Annotated in this window: 19 protein-coding genes and 2 pseudogenes; 8 read left to right on the plus strand and 13 right to left on the minus strand. The window is 39.9% G+C overall.

What is annotated here, in order from left to right:
• Nucleotides 1-107: pseudogene (locus tag FTU38_RS13815) on the plus strand (IS5/IS1182 family transposase); the annotation flags it as partial.
• Nucleotides 108-548: 441 nt separating this feature from the next.
• Here FTU38_RS13815 and pgsA read toward each other — a convergent pair.
• The 3 genes from pgsA to uvrC all read right to left on the minus strand — a co-directional run bounded on the left by pgsA (nucleotide 549) and on the right by uvrC (nucleotide 3,971).
• Complete coding sequence (gene pgsA / locus FTU38_RS13820; RefSeq protein WP_078190467.1) at nucleotides 549-1,136, minus strand: CDP-diacylglycerol--glycerol-3-phosphate 3-phosphatidyltransferase; 588 nt, start codon at nucleotides 1,134-1,136, stop codon at nucleotides 549-551.
• Between the two features lie 104 nt (nucleotides 1,137-1,240).
• Complete coding sequence (locus tag FTU38_RS13825) at nucleotides 1,241-2,035, minus strand: thioesterase family protein (RefSeq protein ID WP_180022389.1); 795 nt, start codon at nucleotides 2,033-2,035, stop codon at nucleotides 1,241-1,243.
• 136 nt (nucleotides 2,036-2,171) lie between these two features.
• On the minus strand, nucleotides 2,172-3,971 hold the full coding sequence (gene uvrC / locus FTU38_RS13830; protein ID WP_180111616.1) for an excinuclease ABC subunit UvrC: 1,800 nt from the start codon (nucleotides 3,969-3,971) through the stop codon (nucleotides 2,172-2,174).
• 178 nt (nucleotides 3,972-4,149) lie between these two features.
• Here uvrC and FTU38_RS13835 point away from each other — a divergent pair, with 178 nt between their 5' ends.
• On the plus strand, nucleotides 4,150-5,196 hold the full coding sequence (locus tag FTU38_RS13835) for an AAA family ATPase (protein WP_180111581.1): 1,047 nt from the start codon (nucleotides 4,150-4,152) through the stop codon (nucleotides 5,194-5,196).
• A 26-nt stretch (nucleotides 5,197-5,222) separates the two neighbouring features.
• Here FTU38_RS13835 and FTU38_RS13840 read toward each other — a convergent pair whose 3' ends face one another.
• The 4 genes from FTU38_RS13840 to lpxO form a co-directional block, all read right to left on the minus strand.
• Nucleotides 5,223-6,473 (minus strand): WG repeat-containing protein, encoded by a 1,251-nt coding sequence (locus FTU38_RS13840; RefSeq protein ID WP_180111583.1) that lies wholly within the window; start codon nucleotides 6,471-6,473, stop codon nucleotides 5,223-5,225.
• Between the two features lie 47 nt (nucleotides 6,474-6,520).
• Complete coding sequence (locus tag FTU38_RS13845) at nucleotides 6,521-6,931, minus strand: PH domain-containing protein (RefSeq protein WP_180111585.1); 411 nt, start codon at nucleotides 6,929-6,931, stop codon at nucleotides 6,521-6,523.
• A 180-nt stretch (nucleotides 6,932-7,111) separates the two neighbouring features.
• Nucleotides 7,112-8,194 carry a diguanylate cyclase domain-containing protein gene (locus FTU38_RS13850; protein WP_180111593.1) on the minus strand — a complete coding sequence of 361 codons (1,083 nt, stop codon included), beginning with the start codon at nucleotides 8,192-8,194 and terminating at the stop codon, nucleotides 7,112-7,114.
• 370 nt (nucleotides 8,195-8,564) lie between these two features.
• On the minus strand, nucleotides 8,565-9,479 hold the full coding sequence (gene lpxO, locus FTU38_RS13855) for a lipid A hydroxylase LpxO (RefSeq protein WP_078190472.1): 915 nt from the start codon (nucleotides 9,477-9,479) through the stop codon (nucleotides 8,565-8,567).
• Nucleotides 9,480-9,950: 471 nt separating this feature from the next.
• Between lpxO and fadB the strand changes: the two genes are divergently transcribed.
• From fadB to FTU38_RS13880, 5 genes and pseudogenes are all read left to right on the plus strand, one after another.
• On the plus strand, nucleotides 9,951-12,104 hold the full coding sequence (fadB, locus tag FTU38_RS13860) for a fatty acid oxidation complex subunit alpha FadB (RefSeq protein WP_180111595.1): 2,154 nt from the start codon (nucleotides 9,951-9,953) through the stop codon (nucleotides 12,102-12,104).
• A 12-nt stretch (nucleotides 12,105-12,116) separates the two neighbouring features.
• The gene (gene fadA, locus FTU38_RS13865) at nucleotides 12,117-13,289 is read left to right on the plus strand and encodes an acetyl-CoA C-acyltransferase FadA (RefSeq protein WP_168379008.1); all 1,173 of its coding nucleotides are present in this window, start codon (nucleotides 12,117-12,119) and stop codon (nucleotides 13,287-13,289) included.
• 126 nt (nucleotides 13,290-13,415) lie between these two features.
• On the plus strand, nucleotides 13,416-14,741 hold the full coding sequence (locus FTU38_RS13870) for an AAA family ATPase (protein ID WP_180111597.1): 1,326 nt from the start codon (nucleotides 13,416-13,418) through the stop codon (nucleotides 14,739-14,741).
• The gene (locus tag FTU38_RS13875) at nucleotides 14,728-15,342 is read left to right on the plus strand and encodes a hypothetical protein (protein ID WP_180111599.1); all 615 of its coding nucleotides are present in this window, start codon (nucleotides 14,728-14,730) and stop codon (nucleotides 15,340-15,342) included. The genes FTU38_RS13870 and FTU38_RS13875 overlap by 14 nt, the downstream gene beginning before the upstream one ends.
• A 19-nt stretch (nucleotides 15,343-15,361) precedes the next feature.
• Nucleotides 15,362-15,628 (plus strand): annotated as a pseudogene (locus FTU38_RS13880) (transposase); the annotation flags it as partial.
• Nucleotides 15,629-15,823: 195 nt separating this feature from the next.
• On the opposite strand, the gene tehB reads toward FTU38_RS13880, so the two are convergent.
• A complete protein-coding gene (gene tehB / locus FTU38_RS13885; protein ID WP_180111601.1) occupies nucleotides 15,824-16,708 on the minus strand; it encodes an SAM-dependent methyltransferase TehB in 885 nt (294 codons plus the stop codon).
• Nucleotides 16,709-17,005: 297 nt separating this feature from the next.
• On the opposite strand from tehB, the gene FTU38_RS13890 reads away from it, so the two are divergent.
• Nucleotides 17,006-17,626, plus strand: coding sequence for a hypothetical protein (locus tag FTU38_RS13890; protein ID WP_180010565.1), 621 nt, complete (start codon nucleotides 17,006-17,008; stop codon nucleotides 17,624-17,626).
• A gap of 52 nt (nucleotides 17,627-17,678) precedes the next feature.
• On the opposite strand, the gene FTU38_RS13895 is transcribed toward FTU38_RS13890, so the two are convergent.
• From FTU38_RS13895 to FTU38_RS13915, 5 genes are all read right to left on the minus strand, one after another.
• Nucleotides 17,679-18,512 carry a GGDEF domain-containing protein gene (locus FTU38_RS13895; RefSeq protein WP_180111603.1) on the minus strand — a complete coding sequence of 278 codons (834 nt, stop codon included), beginning with the start codon at nucleotides 18,510-18,512 and terminating at the stop codon, nucleotides 17,679-17,681.
• Nucleotides 18,437-19,018 carry a hypothetical protein gene (locus tag FTU38_RS13900; protein WP_180088800.1) on the minus strand — a complete coding sequence of 194 codons (582 nt, stop codon included), beginning with the start codon at nucleotides 19,016-19,018 and terminating at the stop codon, nucleotides 18,437-18,439. Before FTU38_RS13900 ends, FTU38_RS13895 begins: the two co-directional genes overlap by 76 nt.
• 377 nt (nucleotides 19,019-19,395) lie before the next feature.
• On the minus strand, nucleotides 19,396-19,674 hold the full coding sequence (locus FTU38_RS13905) for a hypothetical protein (protein ID WP_078190480.1): 279 nt from the start codon (nucleotides 19,672-19,674) through the stop codon (nucleotides 19,396-19,398).
• Nucleotides 19,675-19,753: 79 nt separating this feature from the next.
• A complete protein-coding gene (locus FTU38_RS13910; protein ID WP_078190481.1) occupies nucleotides 19,754-20,503 on the minus strand; it encodes a hypothetical protein in 750 nt (249 codons plus the stop codon).
• A 192-nt stretch (nucleotides 20,504-20,695) separates the two neighbouring features.
• Nucleotides 20,696-21,223 (minus strand): hypothetical protein, encoded by a 528-nt coding sequence (locus FTU38_RS13915; protein WP_373683023.1) that lies wholly within the window; start codon nucleotides 21,221-21,223, stop codon nucleotides 20,696-20,698.
• Nucleotides 21,224-21,261: the final 38 nt, after the last annotated feature.

The following is a 21,261-nucleotide window of genomic DNA, read 5'->3' on the forward strand; positions in this document are numbered from 1 at the left end:
AAACCTTCAAAATTCTTGCTGAGCGATATCGCAATCGAGGCAAAAGACTAGCATTGAGATTCAATCTAATTGCTGGAATTTATAACTTAGAGCTGAGTGAAAAATGACTTATGAAAGAAATCTAATGTTAATTGTATTTTTTCCATTACATATATCGATTTTTATCGTTTAAATCCAAACAAAACCTACCAAAGTTATCGGCCAATTTGTATCAAAAATTATTAATGTAAATTTGTGATACATTTCTCAATAAAACACAACATTACACTACAAGAAACTCCATGTATTTCTAAATCTGCTTTCCTATAATAGCAATCAAGGAGATGGAAACATCTTCCATAATAGCGATAAGTAACCCCGATTTTCCTTCCCAGATTTCCCCCAAAATCTGGGAATTTTTTTATCCAAAATTTGCGCCAACGTCTCACATTTAACGTCAAGCTCTAATCAAATGAAGCGCTGTTCAAACTAGTCAAACCCTCAATTTTTTTAAAAGCTCGGCAATAAAAAAGCCCCGATAACGGAGCTTTTCATAACTTACTTTTAAATCAAGGTTGTTTTAAATACGGCCATGCGGCTTTCAAATATATAAACATCGACCATAACGTTAAAACAACAGCTGTATAGAGCAATCCATAGGCCAACATTTCTAGGGGCTGCCAATTCAGCAAGAACACTGAAATCGCAATCATCTGAAATGCTGTTTTATATTTACCAACGGTTGAAACCGCAACACTGGTACGTGCGCCTAATTCAGCCATCCACTCACGTAGCGCAGACACCGTGATTTCACGTGAAATAATCACAATCGCTGCAAAGGCCATCGAAATGGTTGGTTGCCATTGCACCAAGACGATCAAGGCTGTTGCGACCATCAGTTTATCTGCAACAGGATCGAGAAAACGTCCAAATGCTGAAGTCTGATTTAAACTTCTCGCAAGATAGCCATCAAACCAGTCAGTGACAGCTGCGATCACAAAAATAGCGGTCAGCAATATATGACGTGACATGCTTGCAGCATGCTCACCCACGCCCATTGCAGGTGGCCAATACGCCACCAACAAAAACACAGGAATTAAAGCAATTCGTGCCAATGTTAAAATATTAGGAATATTCAGGATTCGACCTGTTGTCATAGACACCCCAGTTTTCCCCTCATGCACGATGAAAATGCAGAATAATTTGAGGATTTATCCATCGTTAGTTGCACTCACTTTATACGAAATGCCCCGCAGTGTCACTAGGCAAACACCGTAACAGTCTGTCGCGCAATCGCAATCAACTGGTCATTTTCATCCCATAAATGCGCATATTCCGTGGCGTAGCCATCCGCTGCATAGTCGGTAAATACTTTATATTTAAACCAATTATGCAAGCTTGATTGCAAAGGATGCACATAGGTTAATGTCCACGTTAAAGAACTCGCAGGTGCCATGGTTTTGTACATAGGCAGCACGCCGGGCGGCCACATATCCATCGAGACCAGTAAATCAGCGACGGTCATCTTACGGTTATCATGGCGTTCTGGATTAAAACGCATCCAACCACTAAAGTCAGGCTTTTTGCTTGCAGTACACGGATACTGCCCATCTACCCAGGCCAAATCCATTTGCTGAAAACACTGTGGTGCAAGTGGATGATGTTCGGCGATCTTTAAACTGCTCACTTCAGGGAAATCGGGTGCTTGACGTTCCTGATTGACGGCAATAGTTGATTCACGTGGAACACCAAAACTCGCCAATAAAATGCTTTGTACTGCATCATCTTGCCAAAGTCGAACTTCGATGGTGGTGACGGATTTGCCCTGTCTTAAAATTTCAGTACTTAAACGCATGGGCGCCAATTGTACTGGCCCAACAAAGGTCACATTACAACTGAGTAAACGTCGCTGCGGATCGGCAATGGTAGCAACGGCTTTGTGCATCATCATGCCTGCCACTAAGCCGCCATAGATCGTTCGTCCTTGCAACCATCCTTCTGGAATCTCAACCCATTCATTGTGTTCAATATGTTGATACAACTGTGCGAGTGACATCATCATCCCTGATCATATTTTTGATTTTTATATCATTGTATAAAAATCAAATGATGTGAATGATCAGTGACTCATGCGTCAATGAGCATTTTGGCAAATTCAGGATTGACCCGTCATCGATTGGGCTTAGTTCGTTCTATTCATGCAGGATTTTATAAATGGTGCGCGCCATCACATCGCCTAAGCCAGGAACCAGTTTTAAATCATTTTCAGAAGCTTTTAACACCCCTTGAATGCCACCAAAATGGGTCAGAAGATCCCGACGACGTTTTGGCCCTAAGCCCGGAATCACCTCAAGTACCGATGAGCCGCGCTTTTTATCTCTTTTCGCTCGGTGTTTGGTAATGGCAAAGCGGTGGGCTTCATCACGAACCTGTTGAATCAAATGCAGGGCTTTATGGTCTTCGGGCAATTGGATTTTTTCACCATCGGTAAAGTGCAAGGTTTCCAGACCCGGTTTACGCCCCTCACCTTTGGACACCCCGACCATAAAGGCATCGAGCTCAAGTTCTTGCATGACTTCCATCGCCATGTGTAATTGACCTTTACCCCCGTCAATTAATAGCAAATCGGGCAGCATATGCTTTTTATAGCGGCGGGTCAGTGCTTGACGCATGGCAGCATAATCATCGCCTTCGGTAATATCATTGATGGAAAATTGGCGATAGTCACGCTTTCTTGCGCCGCCCGCATCAAAGACCACACAAGACGCGATGGTTGCCTCCCCCATGGTATGAGAAATATCAAAACACTCAATACTGTCAATCGGCCGCCCAACGACTTGCTCTAACTGATGAAAGCGCTCATTCAATTCAAAATGATCAGCCAATTTACCTTTAATCGCATGTTGTACATTCATCTGTGCCAATTCTTGCCACTCTGCACGGGTTTCACGCACTTTATGTTTGATTTGAATCCGCTTTTCAAAGTGTTGGTACAACGCATCTTCCATGTCTTTACGATCTGGAATATCGACATTAATGATGAGTTCCGCAGGGATTTCGTCTGCCACCTGAAAGTAAAAATTGGCAATAAAATCTGAGAGCATTTGCCCCAAATCATCGCCCAACATGTCAGGAAAATAACTCTTTCCGCCGAGCATTTTACCATTGCGCACATGCATAATCTGCACACAGGTCACACCGGCTTGATAAGCAATGGCAATGATATCGGCCTCACCTTTGACTTTATAAATCGCTTGCTGGGTTTGTACATCACGCAGCAGTGCCATACGATCACGATAAAACACCGCCTTTTCAAACTCGAGTGCTTCGGCCGCAGCTTCCATTTTCCCAATCAGCTCTTGATTAAGCTCTTTAGTGTCGCCTTGTAAAAACCGAATCGAGTTATTGACATCTTCTTTGTAATCTTCGGGTGAGATCAAACCCACACAAGGCGCGGAACAGCGTTTAATTTGGTATTGCAAGCATGGTCGTTTGCGCTGCGAAAAATAGCTATTTTCACACTGACGCACATTAAACAGTTTTTGCAGCACCACCAAAGTATCACGCGCGTTATAAGCACTCGGATAAGGCCCAAAAAACTTACCAGCTTGATGTTTCGCTTTGCCTCGCCCTGCGGCAATTCGTGGATAGGGTTTATCGGCTGAAATAAAGATATAGACATAAGATTTGTCGTCGCGCAGCATGATGTTATACGGCGGACGATGGAGCTTAATCAGGTTTTGTTCAAGCAATAAGGCTTCCGTTTCAGAACGCACCACCAAACTTTCAATATCATAAATACGGGCGACCAAGGCTTGTGTCTTGGGATGCTCAATGGTTTTCACAAAATAACTCGACACACGATTTTTTAAATTCTTTGCTTTACCCACGTACAGCAACTCACCGTCTTTACCCAGCATGCGGTAAACACCGGGTAGAGTCGTCATATTGGCAAGAATTTTTTCAATATGTTCGCGTGCGTTTTCGTTCACTTTTGCCTTGTTCCGTCTTCGATATTGCTCTTTGACATGATGTGATGCTTTTACCTGCATTTTCAAGCAATCCAGCAAATTTATTGTTGCTCATAGCAATGATCTGATTGCTAAAAGCTATTAATGCAAAATTCTAAATTTGCTATGCTCAAAACATCACGCTTTAGGAACATGATGCATGACGAACGCCAATCCCGCCATCCATGTCGTACACCCGACAACTTCGACGCAGAGCACTGCTGAAAAAAACCGTTTGATGGGTAAGCCGCGTTTTCATTTTGAACCGCATGACGTTATGCAACGCTTAAAGCAACGGATCATTGGACAAGAAGCAGCATTAGACGAAATTGAAAAAATGCTGCATGTGGTCAAGGCTGATTTTTCCAGTCCTGAACGACCGCTCTCCGTAACCTTAATGCTTGGACCGACAGGTGTTGGTAAAACCGAAACTGTGCGTTTAATCAGTGAAGTGATTTATGGCCGACCTGATGCCTTTTGCCGTATTGATATGAACACGCTCGCACAGGAACATTATGCGGCTGCCATTACTGGTGCGCCTCCGGGCTATGTCGGTTCTAAAGAAGGCCATAGTTTATTTGATGAAGTTGCCATTGCAGGTAGTCATACCCGTCCGGGCATCGTGCTTTTTGATGAACTGGAAAAAGCGTCAACCGAAGTGCTTCGCGGCTTAATGAATGTGCTAGATAGCGGAAAATTAACCCTAACCTCAGGTACAAAAACCATCGACTTTCGTAATTGTATGATCTTTATGACCAGCAATGTCGGTGCACAAGCGGCACAGCAATATCTAGATAAGTTAAATTTTTTGCCCGAAAAAATACAGAAGGTTTGTCTCAAGCGCGTGCCGGTCAGCAGCATTATTGAAAAAGTCATGCAACGTAAATTCGACCCTGAATTTATTAACCGTATTGATCGTGTATTGCAATATCAACCCGTTCAAAATGATGCCTTGCCCCGTTTGGTGGAGATTGAACTGGAAAAACTTAATCAACGCCTACAACATCAAAAACGCAGTATCAAACTCACAGATGCAGCCAAAGCACATTTTTATCAGAACCATGATATTCGTTATGGCGCACGTCATTTAGCACGAAAAATACGGGTTGAACTTGAACCTATTTTGGCGGTGTATTTTTTACAATATTCTGAGAAAAATAGTCTCCAATTAGATTTTCAAAATCAAAAATTTATGGTCATCGAATAATTTTTTATAAGACCCTACCTCAGGATTTATTGCCAATATTCTACGCCATGCTGGTCTATAAATCCTGAATTAATATCACATCCTTTCTCTTTAAAAACATAAAGTAAACCTGATTCGTCAAAATTCCCAAAATGCATAGCATATTTAAAATCAATTACGCGCTGCCCTTCTTGATCCATAAAAGCATAAGGCTTTTCTAAGCTGTATTTAACTAACGTACATAATGCTCCGTGATAATCCATAAATACATCTGTACAGCCTAAAGAGGCTTTCATTACTCCATTTTCATCTATATATGTTGCTTGCTGATCTATAGATACTGCGCAGCGTTGTTGCTGAAATCCGTAATCACTCAACTCATCGAATTGATGTTCAATCTGTAATTTAACTCCTGAATCATCCACTTTATAAAAGCCCCATTTCTTTTTATATTGAGTCGCAATTAATGCCCGTCTACCTGTGCGAATAAGATTGAGATTTTCATTACTCAAAAAGTTCAGCTGATGAACTTTAGTTTCTTTGGTCTTTAAAACAACTTGACCACTTTTATTAATAAATTCTAGGTATTTAGTTCGTTGAATCAAACTATAGCCAAATGCACAAAGCTCCGCATGTTTGAGCTGATCAGCAATGATTTCTCCCATTGAATTAATCACAGAAAAATATTGTTGTTTACCCTTCCCGAAGCTCACTACTGCAATGCCATCACAAAAATGACTAGCATTGCTAAATTGTGCAGAAATCACTTCCTGCCCGGTTTCATCCGAAACAAAACCATAAAGATTACCTTGATTTGGAACATAGCGTTTAAAACATCGCAAGCCGGACTGTTCTTCACCAAGATATTGATATTGTGCATGAATAGTCCAATGTCCCTTGATATCTACCACACCCCAGATTGAACCTAGATTTTTTCGAGCAATACTCACAATTGCACGATGATTACTGAATGGGTGAATTTTTGAAAACTGCATAGAAATCAACTGTTGATTTGAGTAATCTACAAACCCCCAGCTTCCATCATCAGACTGCACACCAATGAGTTCTTGACTGTCATAATCTACTGCTAAATATTGTGGTTCTATTTCAACAATTTGACCATTTTCATAATAGATCCACCCATAGCGTTTATGCTCATTTAAAGTAAAACACAACCAACCTTGATTGAATTTGAAAGGTTTGAGTATTTGGAAATATTTACATTCAATAAGAAAATTCAGCTCAACATCAACAATGCCAAATTTTTGATTTTTATGATAAGGAATTATTGGAGTCATTTTTATTCCCTTGTATTTCAAATATTTTCATATCAAATTAATTTAATCTATTTATATATACCTAAGGCCTTCAAAAAATACTGTTGATCTTTGGGTGAAACCATGACGAATTTGCGTTGTCCATTCTGTATATATTCAATTTTTAAACGTTTAATGGAAAGCGCAGGTGCCGCAGACAAATCCTGACTTGCACTGATGCGTTGGATATCCTGCAAAGGAATCTGCCAACGTAGAAACATGCTACGGATATTTAATTCTGTAGCGGAAATTTGATAACGTGTATTGAGTATTGGCCACCACAGCAGTAACACCGTCAAAATATACACCGTGGTATGAAGAGGATATTGCTGCATCGTACCTTTGGCTTGCATAGTGAGTAATAATTGAATGAGTAAACCGCTCATACAAACAATAAATGCCACCACCCACCAATCTTTTTTTGAACGAAAAACTTGCATCTTATCCCCCATCAACTGCTTTTATTCTATACAAGATTTTGCAGGATGCATCTGCTATTTCAGCTTTATTTTTGCAGGAAATAAGCATACTTATCACATTATTTTCAAGAATATGGAGATCCATTTAGCTCAAGTTTCGCTAGTCATCTATTGTTATTTTTGGCGTTATTTACGCTCGGATCACGCTTCTTTCGGCAAGAGTTGTTCCTGCAAACGTTTATAATTCTTTTTCTCTTGATACATTTTAGCATCGGCTTGTTGTACCAAGCTCATGGCATCTACATAGCCTTGCTGATTGTCTGTTTGGCACAGCCCAATACTTAAACTTAAGCCTGCTTCCATTTCAGCCACCGCTTCTAATAAACGAGGAATCAAACTCGCTTCCACATGCTTTTCACTGCAACCAGGCAAGACCAAACAAAATTCGTCTCCGCCATAACGGAAGCAATAATCATCTAAACGTGCAACCGACTTTATGGCCGCAGCAACCGTTTGTAGTACCTGATCTCCACGTGGATGACCTTGTTCATCATTGATCTTTTTAAAATCATTGATATCAATAAACACTACTGTTACAGGTTCATGATTACGCTGTGCGGTATATAAAATACTGGTCAATAAGGTCGATAAATGCCGGACATTTAAGAGTCCTGTTAATGGATCGCGCTGTGAAAGTTCTTCCATTTCTTGTGCACGAAACTCTAGCGCATGCGCATACTGTTCCATTTTTTCACGGGAGATCTTCACCTCATTAATCAAACTCCACACATAGGTTTCCACCACCAATGTAGTATCGAACATAAAGAGCTTTTCCAAGGTGTTAATAATCCGCTGATATTGTTCCGTATCATTAAAGGTACGCTGAATTAAGCGAAATAACATGGTCTTTAGGGTATGCACCGCAGAGAGATACAACTTCGGCTCTACACCTATGCGCTTATGAACCAAACCAATCCGTAAACGGTTATTCACATACGCGCTGTCATAGCGCCCGGAAAATAAATCCAATAAATATTGATGCTGCGCGCGTTGCAAACGCTTCAAGGTATCAAGATCACCAATCAGAGTGGCAATTTCTGGAATTGAGGTCTGATTTTCATAAAATTCATCAACCATACTGTCGAGTATTGGCGCCACAATCCCACCAATCGAAGCCAGTTCTGCCAGCTCTAAATCGGTCAAGCCAAGCAACTGTTTACGTCGTTCTATATCTTGCATCGAAATATGCATTTGATGCATCAATGTTTGGTTGGTTGCTTTCATGAATCGGATCCCCTTCCCGCCAAATCCTTCCCTTCAGGCGTTTACACAGGGTTTCTATGCAGTAGGTCTGCAATGTTTCCACCGTTTTCACCTTTGGGTTTTGGCTATCATTGATGATGACGCTTTTCTTTCAGCTCAATGGTTTGGCATGGGCTTAAGTTTGGACGTCAACATCATATTCCTCGTCTGTTGGCACATTTTTTCTGGCTTATTCTGGTTCTGGCTTATTCTGGCTAACACTATTACTGCTTTTAGCTGATTTGCTCTGCATGATTATTTTTATTCTGCTTGCACGATAACTGATATTTCGCTGACTGTCAGCATAAAAAAACGCCCCTAAGGGCGCATTTTTTCAATATTTATTCTACTTTTAAAATAAATATGGACGTACAAAAATCAGGAAGAACAGCCCCAACATCAGGAACCACTTTAAAAAGTAATACAGTGAACGATTGGTTTTTTTCAAGGCTTTGGCTTTTATGCGAATTTGATAGACATAGCCAAACACTTTATTTAAGCCACCCGTTTTATCACCGCTTTCATTGGGGGAACTCGCAGCAGTCATGACATTTTTACCAAACCAATGGTTAAAAGCCTCCATCCACTTCGACTTTAATGGCCGTTCAACGTCTGCAAAGAAAATGATCCTGTTCTGATCCGTTTTATTTTCAGCATAGTGAATATAAGTTTCATCAAACACCACACTCTCCCCGTCACGCCATGAGTACCGCTGACCATCGACATCAATAAAACAACGGTCATCATTAGGCGTCAGTAAGCCCAAGTGATAACGCAATGAACCGGCATAGGGATCACGATGTCGGACTAAACGACTGTCAGGCGCCAACTCAGTAAACATCGCGGCTTTAATCGTGGGTAGATTTTTTAACAAGGCCGTAGTTTTTGGGCAAAGTTCAGCAGCCGAAGGATGGGCTGAGTCATACCATTTTAAATAAAAGCGTTTCCAACCTGTTTTAAAGAACGAGTTAAATCCAAGGTCATCATAAGTACTCGATGCTTTGATGCCACCTTTTTCATATAAGGCCTTGGCTTCATCACGAATCATTTCCCAGTTTTCATCTAAGACTTTTAAATCTTTAAAATGCTGCGTGTCGATATAGGGTTGGCTCGGCACTTTTGAAAACATGTACATGAGAAAATTGATCGGTGCGAGCAATGTCGAATGATCAAAAAACTGACGATAAAATGAATGACGGACTTTACCGCGTTGCTGGATATAAAACGCAGAAATGACAAAGACCGCCAGGATAATCCACTTAATCATATGAGGACCTGGTGCTAATAAGCATTGTGCTTAATAAAAAATTAACTTTTGAGAACGGGGCGAGTATAGCATAGTGCTCAGTGACGCTTAAATAAGCAGCATAGAACACTGTGTCTCAGCAAAGATGGATGACAATAGTAAAAGTGAATTGACCATTCTGCCGAAAAATGCACTTGCTTTTTTCTTGAATTTTTCTTTCGCATCTCAATCTATAGCTTACATTTATAAAAAAATGTGAACTGAAACATAAGCTTCAACATATTTAATTAGAGCGATAGCGTTTAAAGGCAGATCCGAAGGCTATTTCCAAAAGAAATTTTGATGACCCTAGCGTCACGGCTTGATACAACTTGTTATGTTCTTTTTAGATATAGTTATCGTAAGATTAGCGAGGCATAAAGTGTACGCAGGAACCGCGTACTCGCTTCACAACATCAACTTAGAAGTCCTCCAAAATAAAGGAGATCAGGCATGATCCACGCTGGCAATGCCATTACCGTCCAAATGCTTTCGGACGGAATTGCAGAATTCCGCTTTGACTTACAAGGTGAGTCGGTCAACAAATTTAACCGCGCAACAATTGAAGATTTTAAAGCTGCAATTGACGCTGTTAAAGCAAACGGTGACATCAAAGGTTTAATCGTTACTTCAGGTAAATCTACATTTATCGTGGGTGCAGATATCACTGAATTCGGTGAAAACTTCGCTCAAGGCGAACAAGCGATTGTGGATTGGGCATTGCCTGTTCACGACATCTTCAATGCGTTTGAAGATCTAAACGTTCCTAAAGTTGCTGCAATCAATGGTATGGCATTGGGCGGCGGTTTTGAAATGTGCTTAGTGTGTGACTATCGTGTGATGTCAGATGCTGCACAAGTTGGCCTTCCAGAAATCAAACTGGGTATCTACCCTGGTTTTGGTGGTACGGTTCGTTTAAGCCGCGTGATTGGTATCGACAATGCGGTTGAATGGATGGCAATGGCTGCACCGAAAAAGCCAGCTGCTGCGCTCAAAGACGGTGCTGTTGATGCAGTTGTTGCTGCAGACAAACTACAAGACGCTGCAATTGACCTTGTAAAACAAGCGATTGCTGGCCGTGTAGACTGGAAAGCAAAACGTCAAGAAAAATTAGATCCTGTTAAATTGAACATGCTTGAACAAATGATGGCATTCAATACAGCGAAAGGTGCAGTTCTTGCAAAAGCAAATCCTGCTCAATACCCAGCGCCAAAACTTCTTCTAGACTCATTACAAGCAGGTGCAAGCCTTCCACGTGATGAAGCATTGAAAATCGAAGCGCAAGGTTTTGCTAAAGCGGCTGTGACTCCACAAGCAGGTGCGTTAATTGGTTTATTCCTTAACGACCAAATTGTGAAGAAAACTTCGAAGAAATATGAAAAAGGTGCACACCCTGTCAACCAAGCAGCTGTATTAGGCGCGGGTATCATGGGTGGTGGTATTGCTTACCAAGCGGCAAGCAAAGGCACACCAATCATCATGAAAGACATTGGTAACCCACAACTTGCTTTAGGTATGAAAGAAGCTAATGGCTTACTGACCAAACAAGTTGAACGCAAGAAAATGAAACCTGCTCAAATGGGTGAAACTCTTGCGCGCATCCGTCCTACTTTAAGCTATGACGAATTCAAAGAAGTGGACATCGTGATTGAAGCAGTCACAGAGAACCCGAAAGTTAAGGGTATCGTACTGGCTGAAACTGAAAAAAATGTTCGTGACAATACGATCATTGCTTCGAACACGTCAACCATTTCAATCACACGTTTGGCTGAAAACCTACAACGTCCTGAAAACTTCGTAGGTATGCACTTCTTTAACCCAGTTCACATGATGCCATTGGTAGAAGTGATACGTGGTGAGAAAACATCTGCTGAGGCAATCGCAACGACTGTGGTTCTTGCTCAGAAAATGGGTAAAACACCAATCGTGGTAAATGACTGCCCGGGCTTCCTTGTAAACCGCGTATTGTTCCCTTACTTTGGTGCATTTGACCTTCTATTGAAAGACGGTGCTGACTTCCAACAAGTCGACAAAGTCATGGAAAAATTCGGCTGGCCAATGGGTCCTGCTTACCTCATCGACGTTGTGGGTATCGACACAGGCGTACACGGTGCAGAAGTGATGGCGGAAGGTTTCCCTGACCGTATGAAGCCTGACTTCAAAGGTTCAATTCAAACGATGTATGAAGCAAAACGTTTGGGTCAAAAGAATGACGTTGGTTTCTACAAATACGAACTTGACCGTAAAGGTAAGAAAGCCAAAGTGGTTGATCCAGTGGCTTACGAACTTGTGGCTTCTGTTGCAACTGCGGAAAAACGTGAATTTGATGCTCAAGAAATCATTGACCGTATGATGCTGACGTTCTGTAACGAAACTGTTCGTTGCCTAGAAGACAACATCGTAGCGACTGCTGCTGAAGCAGATATGGCGATGATCATGGGTGTAGGTTTCCCTCCATTCCGTGGTGGTCCATGCCGTTACATCGACCAAACAGGTGTCGCTGAATACGTAGCGCTTTGCGACAAATATGCGTATTTAGGTAAGGCTTATGAAGCGCCACAAATGTTGCGTGACATGGCTGCTAACAACAAAAAATTCTACGGTTAAGGAGCAACGTGAATGGCTACTTTAAATCCACGTGACGTTGTCATCGTTGATGGCGTACGTTCAGCAATGGGTAAAACCAAAAATGGTATGTTCCGTAACGTACGTGCTGACAGCTTATCTGCTGAATTAGTACGCGCGCTTGTTGCTCGTAACCAGTTTGATACCAATGAAGTTGAAGACGTTATCTGGGGCTGTGTAAACCAAACCCTAGAGCAAGGTATGAACATTGGTCGTAACATTGCATTGTTAGCAGACCTACCACGTACTGTTGCAGGTCAAACAGTGAACCGTCTTTGTGGTTCTTCTATGCAAGCAATCCACACAGCGGCTGCGCAAATTGCAACCAACCAAGGTGATATCTTCATCATTGGTGGTGTAGAACACATGGGTCACGTTGGCATGATGCACGGCATCGACATCAACCCTGAAGCGTCTAAGCACTATGCAAAAGCGTCTAACATGATGGGCTTAACGGCTGAAATGTTAGGTCGTATGAACGGTATTTCGCGTGAAGAACAAGATGCGTTTGGTGTTGAATCACACCGCCGTGCTTGGGCTGCAACACAAGAAGGCCGTTTCAAAAATGAAATCGTGGGCGTTGAAGGTCACGATGCAAATGGTTTCAAAATCCTGTGCGATATCGATGAAGTGATTCGTCCTGATGCAAACCTTGAAGCGTTCCAATCGTTACGTCCAGTATTCGACCCGAAAGGCGGTACGGTAACTGCTGCAACATCTTCAGCTTTGTCTGACGGTGCTTCTGCAATGTTGCTGATGTCTGCTGAACGTGCTCAAGCTTTAGGTCTTAAGCCACGTGCTGTGATTCGTTCTATGGCGGTTGCAGGCTGTGATGCTGCGATCATGGGTTATGGTCCTGTACCAGCAACTCAAAAAGCATTAAAACGTGCTGGCTTATCGATTGCTGATATTCAAACTTTTGAATTGAACGAAGCGTTCGCAGCACAAGGTTTGTCTGTTCTTAAAGGCTTAGGCATTTATGACCAACAAGACCGTGTGAACTTGAACGGTGGTGCGATTGCATTAGGTCACCCATTGGGTTGTTCTGGCGCACGTATCACAACGACTTTGCTGAACGTTATGGAACAGCAAGATACACAAATCGGTCTTGCGACGATGTGTATCGGTCTAGGTCAAGGTATCGCGACAATTATCGAACGTGTTTAAAATAAAAATATTTCGATCAAAAAATCCTCGCTTTATGCGGGGATTTTTTATATCTTTGAAAGTATAGTGAGACAAAAAACAAAAGACTCAGGTAAAATATACTAAAAGTAATGGGGTAATAGTATTGTGCGATTAACTGTAAGAAATATAGGAAAAATTAAAGATACTGTTATTGAATTTTCAAATCTTACAATAATTTCTGGTGAAAATGACGTAGGTAAAAGTACAATAGGGAAATTACTATTTGCTATTATTCAAGCATTTAATACATTCCCAAATGCTTATCATAAAGAATTCGCAGAAAAGCAAAATAATTTCTTACAATGGCTGTATTTCCAAGTACGTAGACATCCTGAACTTTATGAAAATCAGGAGTTGCGGACCTATGTTTTTAATTTAAGAAGATCAATAACCTCAACTATTGAAGATTACCCATATATTGCAGAAAAAATTGCTTCATTCATTGAAAAAGATCATTTTAATGATCCAGTTTCAATTTCTATTCTACAAAAAATGGAAAAGAATATTTTGAGTTTTTATCAAAATAATAATTTTGAAAAAAATAATAAAAAATTTATTTATGAATCAATAAAACATGAATTTTGTAAAAAATTAGTAAGTTTTAATACTGAATTCTCATATTTACGTCTCGATTATCATAATCAAAATATATTTGAAATAAAGTTCGATGACAATAAAATCATAGAATATACTGGAACTGACTTTTTTCCTTTAAGAGATGCCACATTTATTGAAGGACCTGCTATATTGCAATATTCTCCAGCTATTTCTACAAATAGTCTAGGAGAAATTAATTTCTCAAAAAACTCAATTAATATTCCATATCATATTATTGACTTATCCAATAAATTAAAAAAATCCAATTCAAAATTTATGAATGATTTATCCACTTACTCACTTTGGGATGAATCTATAATAGATAATCCAGATATTCAAAAACCCGTAATTGAATGGAAAATTAAAGATTTCTTTAATGGGGAGCTTTATTTTAATTCAGAAATTGAATCTTTTGCTTTTAAAACAAATGGGAATGAAATTTTAACTAATAATGTTTCCTCAGGTATAAAAGCATTATCTATTCTCGATCTTTTAATTAAGTCAGACTACTTAAATAAAGATACTTTATTAATTCTGGATGAACCTGAAACCAATTTACATCCAGCTTGGCAGAAACAATATTCTGAACAACTCTGCAAATTGGTTAAAAAAGGTGTAAATATATTAATCAATACTCATAGTCCTTATATGTTAGAGTGTTTGAAAACTTATAGTGACATTACAAAAACTCCTACTAAATTTTATTTAGCTCATAAAAATAATAATAATCATGTAAGCTTTAAGGATACTCAGGGTTCTATTAGTCCTATTCTTGAAATTTTAGCAGAACCATTAAGAAAACTTAGTTTAGAGACTTCAAATGACGATTTCTAAATCCAAAATTTTATATGAGAAACTAATTGAAAAATTTCCTTTATCTCAAAATCTTACAGAGTTAAGTCGAGATGAAAATAATTCTCAAGAATTTATTGAGTCGCCATCTTTAGTTTTTAACTTAGATCTTCTATACACCACATGTCACTTTGATATGAGTTTATCAACTAAAAGAAAAACACCTGATGCTATTTTTTATAGTGATATAGAAGACAGTTTATATATGGTTGAATTCAAATCAGGAAACTTTAAATCTAATGAGATTAGATTAAAAGTTTATGATGCAGTAAATGCACTATTTCATTTTTGTATGTCTAATAATATTATTTCAAATATAACAGATTTTTTAGATATAAATATTAAATTCTGTTTAATTTATAGAGATGAAAAGAAATACTCAGAAAGTTTTCTTAATACTCTTGAAACTGCATTACATAAAAATTATGTAAAAGATATGGAAGGCATTATTATAAGAAAAGGTATTACTAGATTTGATCCTGATCAAATAGCAAATTTTATAAAACGTGCATCTGATGGTCATATTACTAGTATCAAATATCATTATACTGATGTTCGCTTACCTACATTACATGCTGCATAAATGTTATCGCTTTGTAAATAAAGCAAAGCGCTATGCTGATCGTGGCTATGTTAGTCAGGAATTAAAGAGTAGATTAAAAGCACAAGGTATTGATTTAATCACATATCACCGAAAGAATATGAAATCTGTTCAACTTTCTACATCAGATGAATATCACTTAAAGCAGCGTAATAAAATAGAGACTTTATTTAGCTTGTTAAAAGGGCGATATAATTTGGTCACCAGTAAAGCGAGAAGCATTGAAGGATACTTAGCTGGAATTTATGCATCTTTATGTGCTTACTAATTATGTCATCAAAACAAGCCAACCATTCGAGTATTGGAATCATTGGCTTAAACAGGATTCGGGTTAATTATACTTAAAACTTTAGTTTTTACTATGATTGCTGAAATGACTTCTCCTGTTGCTGCTATGAAAGTACTCCACTAAAACAATTGCAGCCCAATCTTCATAACAAGCAACTGCAACTATTAAAACCTATTAAATATCTTTAACAACTTTCTGCGCCAACAGCGTTGCAAAATGCTGTTTAATCCTATTCCCTTCTGCATCCACCCGATGCAGCTCCCCGACATTTTCATTGTATTTCACAATATTCCAGCCTTCATACAACGCACTTAACTCTCCTGCTTTAAAGCTAAATGGAAAGTCAGGCTGCGCAGGCAGATCAGGCGTATCCATCGCACAGACAATCAAATTATAGCCATTGATATTTGTCGCTTGCTGCATCTGCTGAATCAGAGGCTTCACTGTCTTGGCCTCTAAAAACATCATCACCACGGTACAGCAAATAAAGTCGTATGTACCTGTAATGCTTGGGTCAGCGTTTAGATCACGCTGCTGCACATGAATATTTTCAATGCCTTCCGCAGCGATCACCTCTTGCAGCTTGTGCAAACAGTGTGGATTAACATCCCATGCATCCACCTCAAAACGCTGCTCAGACAGCTGACTTAAGTACAGCGAATTACGCCCCTGCCCACAGCCGACATCCAAAGCACGGCCGCCGTGCAAATACGGCGCTGCTGCCAAAATCTCTGAATGCGTTGGACTGAGCTGATACTTCTTATAAAAATAGTCCTGTGCTAAGCAATAAAAACTCAACTGACATTGCACATCGTCACTCGCAGACACAATCTTGTGCCACGCCTGCGGTTCGATAAACGGCGGTGGTAGGTCTGGACTAAATACATGCGTCGAGAGGACATTTCCAGACGCATCTAACATGGCAAAATTTACTTCACCTTGCAGCACGGTGAGTTTTGCCCATGTGCCTGCTTTGGTATTGTGCTGTTGTTTAAAACCTTGTGGAATCGACTGCTGCGTCCACACAGGGAGCTGTTTATAACAAATAAGCTGCTGCATCTGACTTTATCCCTCATGCGACGTTATTTTTATGCCATACCAATGGCGGAAATGTATATTCACCATAACGGCTTTAACAGTGATTTTAAATCAGCTTTGAATTAAAAATTTCGAATGCTGTGGAATGTACGCTGTTTTTGTTTGTTTTTCTGCGTAACACCATGTTATCCGTTTGTAACATTGGTGGAATATTCACACAATCGAATCCCTCACTCTGTGCCGTGTAACCTAAGCGCTGTTGATAAGGCATAAAATTTACAATGCCTTATTTTAACTAAGTTTTATAGAGTGATGACTATGAACGCGATCAAAACTACTTTAGCTGTTGCTTTAGTTGCTGCTACAACTTCTGCTATGGCAACTACTGCTGTAGAACAAAAACCTGCAACTGCTGTTGAAGCTGTAAAAGCTCAAGCTGCACAAGCGAAAACTGCAACTGTAGCTGCTGCTCAAGCAACTAAAGATGCTGCTAAAACTCAAGTGGCTGTTGCAGAAAAAGCAACTCAAACTAAAACTTTAACAGTAAAAGAAACCACTAAAGCAAAAACTGCTGACATGAAAAAAGCAGTGGTAGAAAAAGCAGCGGCAACTAAAGAAACTGCAGTTGCAGCAAAAGATGCAACTGTAGCAAAAACTGTAGCGGCTAAAGATGCTGTTGTTGCGAACACTGTTGCAGCAAAAGACGCGACTGTAGCAAAAACTGTAGCAACTAAAGATGCTGTCGTTGCAAAAACTGTTGAAGCAAAAGATGCAGCTGTAGAAAAAGCAACTGATGCAAAAGAAGCTGTTGAAACTAAAACTGAAGAAGTAAAAGCTGAAGCGAAAAAAGACTGCGCTAAAAAATGTGCAGAGAAAAAAGCTGAAGCAGCTAAAGCTGAGAAAAAAGGTTTCTTTTCTTGGTTCAAAAAAGCGGCTTAATCGTTGATTAAATGCTAAAAAAGATGCCTTCACGGCATCTTTTTTTGCCCATTTAGACCGCAATACTGCTTTCTGCCAACGGAATAATCTTTTGATAAACAAACTGATTTTTCCCTTGTGATTTCGCCTGATATAAGCAGGCATCGACATGCTGTAGAGTCGTGGAGTAATTGGACAAATTCAACTGTTGAAACTCGGCCAAGCCCATACTAAAGCTGACATCTAGCCTTAATTGATCTTTTCGAAACGGCACATGTTCGCAGCGTTCCAAAATTGTTTCACACAACATTTTACCCTGCTCCAAATCGGCACCTTCGAGCAAAATTAAAAATTCTTCACCGCCCCAACGACTAATAAAACTCGCGCGTGGACTACAATTTTTTAAGATTTTTGCCAAATGCACCAAAACACTGTCCCCCATTTGGTGTCCATATTGGTCATTAATTTTTTTAAAGTTATCGACATCGAGCAAAATGACACAGCCTTTATCAACCGCACCCTCTATAAATATTTGTTCTTTAAAGGCATGGCGATTTTTCAGCCCCGTCAACTCATCGCAAAAACTCACACGTTGCAAAGCCAAATACAGGCGTTTATTTCGTGCATACAGCTCACAAATAAACAGAAAAATGATCAGATAAATACCCAATGCCAAACGATAAGAACTGATCCGCGAGAGCATATGTACCTGTGCATCCGACCAATATTCCCCAGCCAATGGCATGGCACCATACCAGCCACAGATCAGCGTCATTAAACCAATCAGCCAGCAAAAGGTTTTGAAGTCATATTTGATCGCGTAGTAACACATCAATAAAGGCAAGACCATGCAAGCATAGAAGATCTGATGGCCAGTGCCACGATCAGATAGCCATAATCCACCCACGGCACATTCATCCAGCGCTGAACACCAAACAGTAAACACACCACAGCCAAACTTGTTGCAAATTGCTCTAGAAAATAATCAACAAAGGCAAAGTATTGGTTGTCCATCTGAAAGCACGCCACAAACAAGAGACTGCCTGCAAAAGCACTCACGATACTCGGAACAGCTAACATTAGGGTTCGCTTAAAGCGGCGTTTTTTTAAATGGCTCAGTGCCAAATAGGCTTTAATAAATACCCAAATCTGAAATGCCGAAATCGCACACAGGAGAAATTTATCTTCTAAGATTTTGGCAGGATCGACCATCAGCGAAGCCACAAAGATCGCACTAAAAGCATAGAGCACGATCAGTAAATCGTGGCTTAAATGCTTCCGCATTAAAATCATGCCATAGGCAGCAAATGCATTTACCACCCAAACAGGGCTAATGAATAATTCATAGGTATAGCCTATCGACACCAATGAAACCGCACATATGGCAAGCCATAGCAGTATTAATTTTTTCATACGCTAAAAAAATCATCTCTAAAGATGGCGATAAACCTTTCATTCAAAGCCAATCGGTCTAAGGTTAGAATGTTTGCAAGTTCAATACAGCTCAGCTTCTTATGAGTTATGGGCTGCTGGCTAAAAATTTATGTTTAAATTTTCGGCGTATTTTAAGTGATTTAAGTCACACTATTGGTTGATAGTTGTATTAAATTTGCAAATCCAATGCCTCAGGACAATTTTAGGGCTCACGTTTTCTGCGCCATTCATACTAGCTCAGACCACGCTCCCCCCAATTAAGTTCGCTAGCAACAAAAAAAGCCATCCGCTAAAGGATGGCTTTGAATTGCATAACATGTCTCGAAGCTGTGCTGAATAATTTGAATGAAAAGGACTTATTTTAATATTTGTAATTGTTCCATCAACCAAGCCATGTATTTGTCTTGATCCATAAAGTCAGGCGCCGTCCCTGTATCCAAACTATAAAATTGTTGATTAAATTCAATCACAATCTGTTCAGTCAGATGCCAATCTTCAATCATGCGAAAATACTGACTGAAGAAAAAACGGTTCTTGCCCCAATTGTTTAAACTTTCCAAACGTGGATATTGGCGGTTCGCGATAAAGTCGATATAGACCTGCTGAATATCATCAAAAATCTGAATAGCTCGCATGAGCATGGACCTCTATATGATGTAAAACCTTGCTATAAGCCACTTTATCGCGCAATTTTGAAAGAGAGATGACAGTCAGTTAAAGCTTTTGTTTCAACTCTGAACGGTTCTTTTGGCGGATCTCATCCATTTGCGCATTGAGCGCTAACATCTCTGTATAAAGCTGATTAAACTGCTTTAAAGGCGCATCTTCATAGAACATAAATAATTTATTTTTCTTTTCCCATTTATTGGCTTTCAGCACAGCAAAGATCTCATCAGCCTTCGCCAAGCTTTGCTTTTCTAACTCAAATAAAGCATGCGACTCATCACTATCACGACTGTCTCTTAAACTCTGGGCAATTTGCTGACGAAACACCTGTTTGACTGCCAACTGTTTGGCCTGAGCTAAACCATTTTCCTCTTGCTGTGTGGTTTTTTGCTCATAAGCATCGACCACTGCATGCACCTGCTGCAGCATTTGCTCAGTCTCTTGATACTGGTTTTTTTTATCCTGCAATAAGCGATCGATGTCGAGAAATTTATCCCAATTCAGTGCTTTAAGATCACGAATATATTGATTCCGCGCTTCTGCACGCTGCAGCATTTGGCTCAAAATAAAATCCGACATGATTTTATAATCACCCGTTAGCCGTGCATCTGTCACATTGAGTTGTATCGGCTCTTCCCAGTGCTGAGCTTGCTGAAAAATTTGCTCGGTTTTTTCGCGCAAAACCGTTTCATAGGTCGAGAGTTGCACAGCTTCTTTTTGCTGTACTGAATATTGATAAAACATCCATCCAAAGACCAATACCGTAGCACTGGCCAAGACAACAAAGATACGCGGCATAATGAGCTCCGAATGCCCTTTTATTCAGTTTAACCAAAAGTTTGAAGATTGACGATAAAATAGCCATGCTTTTTAAGAAGGCTATTTGAAAACATCAATGTAAATAGACTTAAATTGCGCATGCCATCAAAACGAAAATTCATGGATAAAACATGAATTTTCGCCTTCAATGTACTGTAGAGATGTATTCGATTATGGGGTCTTAATCGGATTGGTATTTAACTGACGGTCGATGTTTCCGAGATTGATTTGCTCACGACTGATTTGCACATTGGTCGCATTACGGTCAATCCCAAAGGGTTGCAACATAATATATAAACCATTGCGTGGGTCAGAAGACTGCAAACCTGCGGCAATATTTAAAACATGCTGTTGCATCAAAGGCGATAAATTCGACATATCTGGCACTGCTGTGGCAGGTAAGATATCAATATTTGACACGATTGTTGCATCGACACCTTTGTTTTGAGTATCACGCTCAAGTTGCATCACCCGTTGCTGTAAGGCTTTACGGCGATCCACCTGCTCTTGATACTCAACAATGCCCGTCTCTGCACGCATTTCACGCTCTGCCATAATGGTTAAAGCAGGCATCTGAATAGCTTGTTGTTCGGTTTCATCAGCTTTTGTAGTGGCTTTTTCCGCAGCCAATGTACTCATAGCCGTCATTGCTGCACTAACAAAAACCAAAACGGAAACAGATTTAGGGAGATTCATCATGTTCATTCCGAGAGATTTAAAAATAGAAAATTGAAAAA

Source organism: Acinetobacter sp. YH12098, assembly GCF_013419235.1.
GTDB lineage: Bacteria > Pseudomonadota > Gammaproteobacteria > Pseudomonadales > Moraxellaceae > Acinetobacter > Acinetobacter amyesii.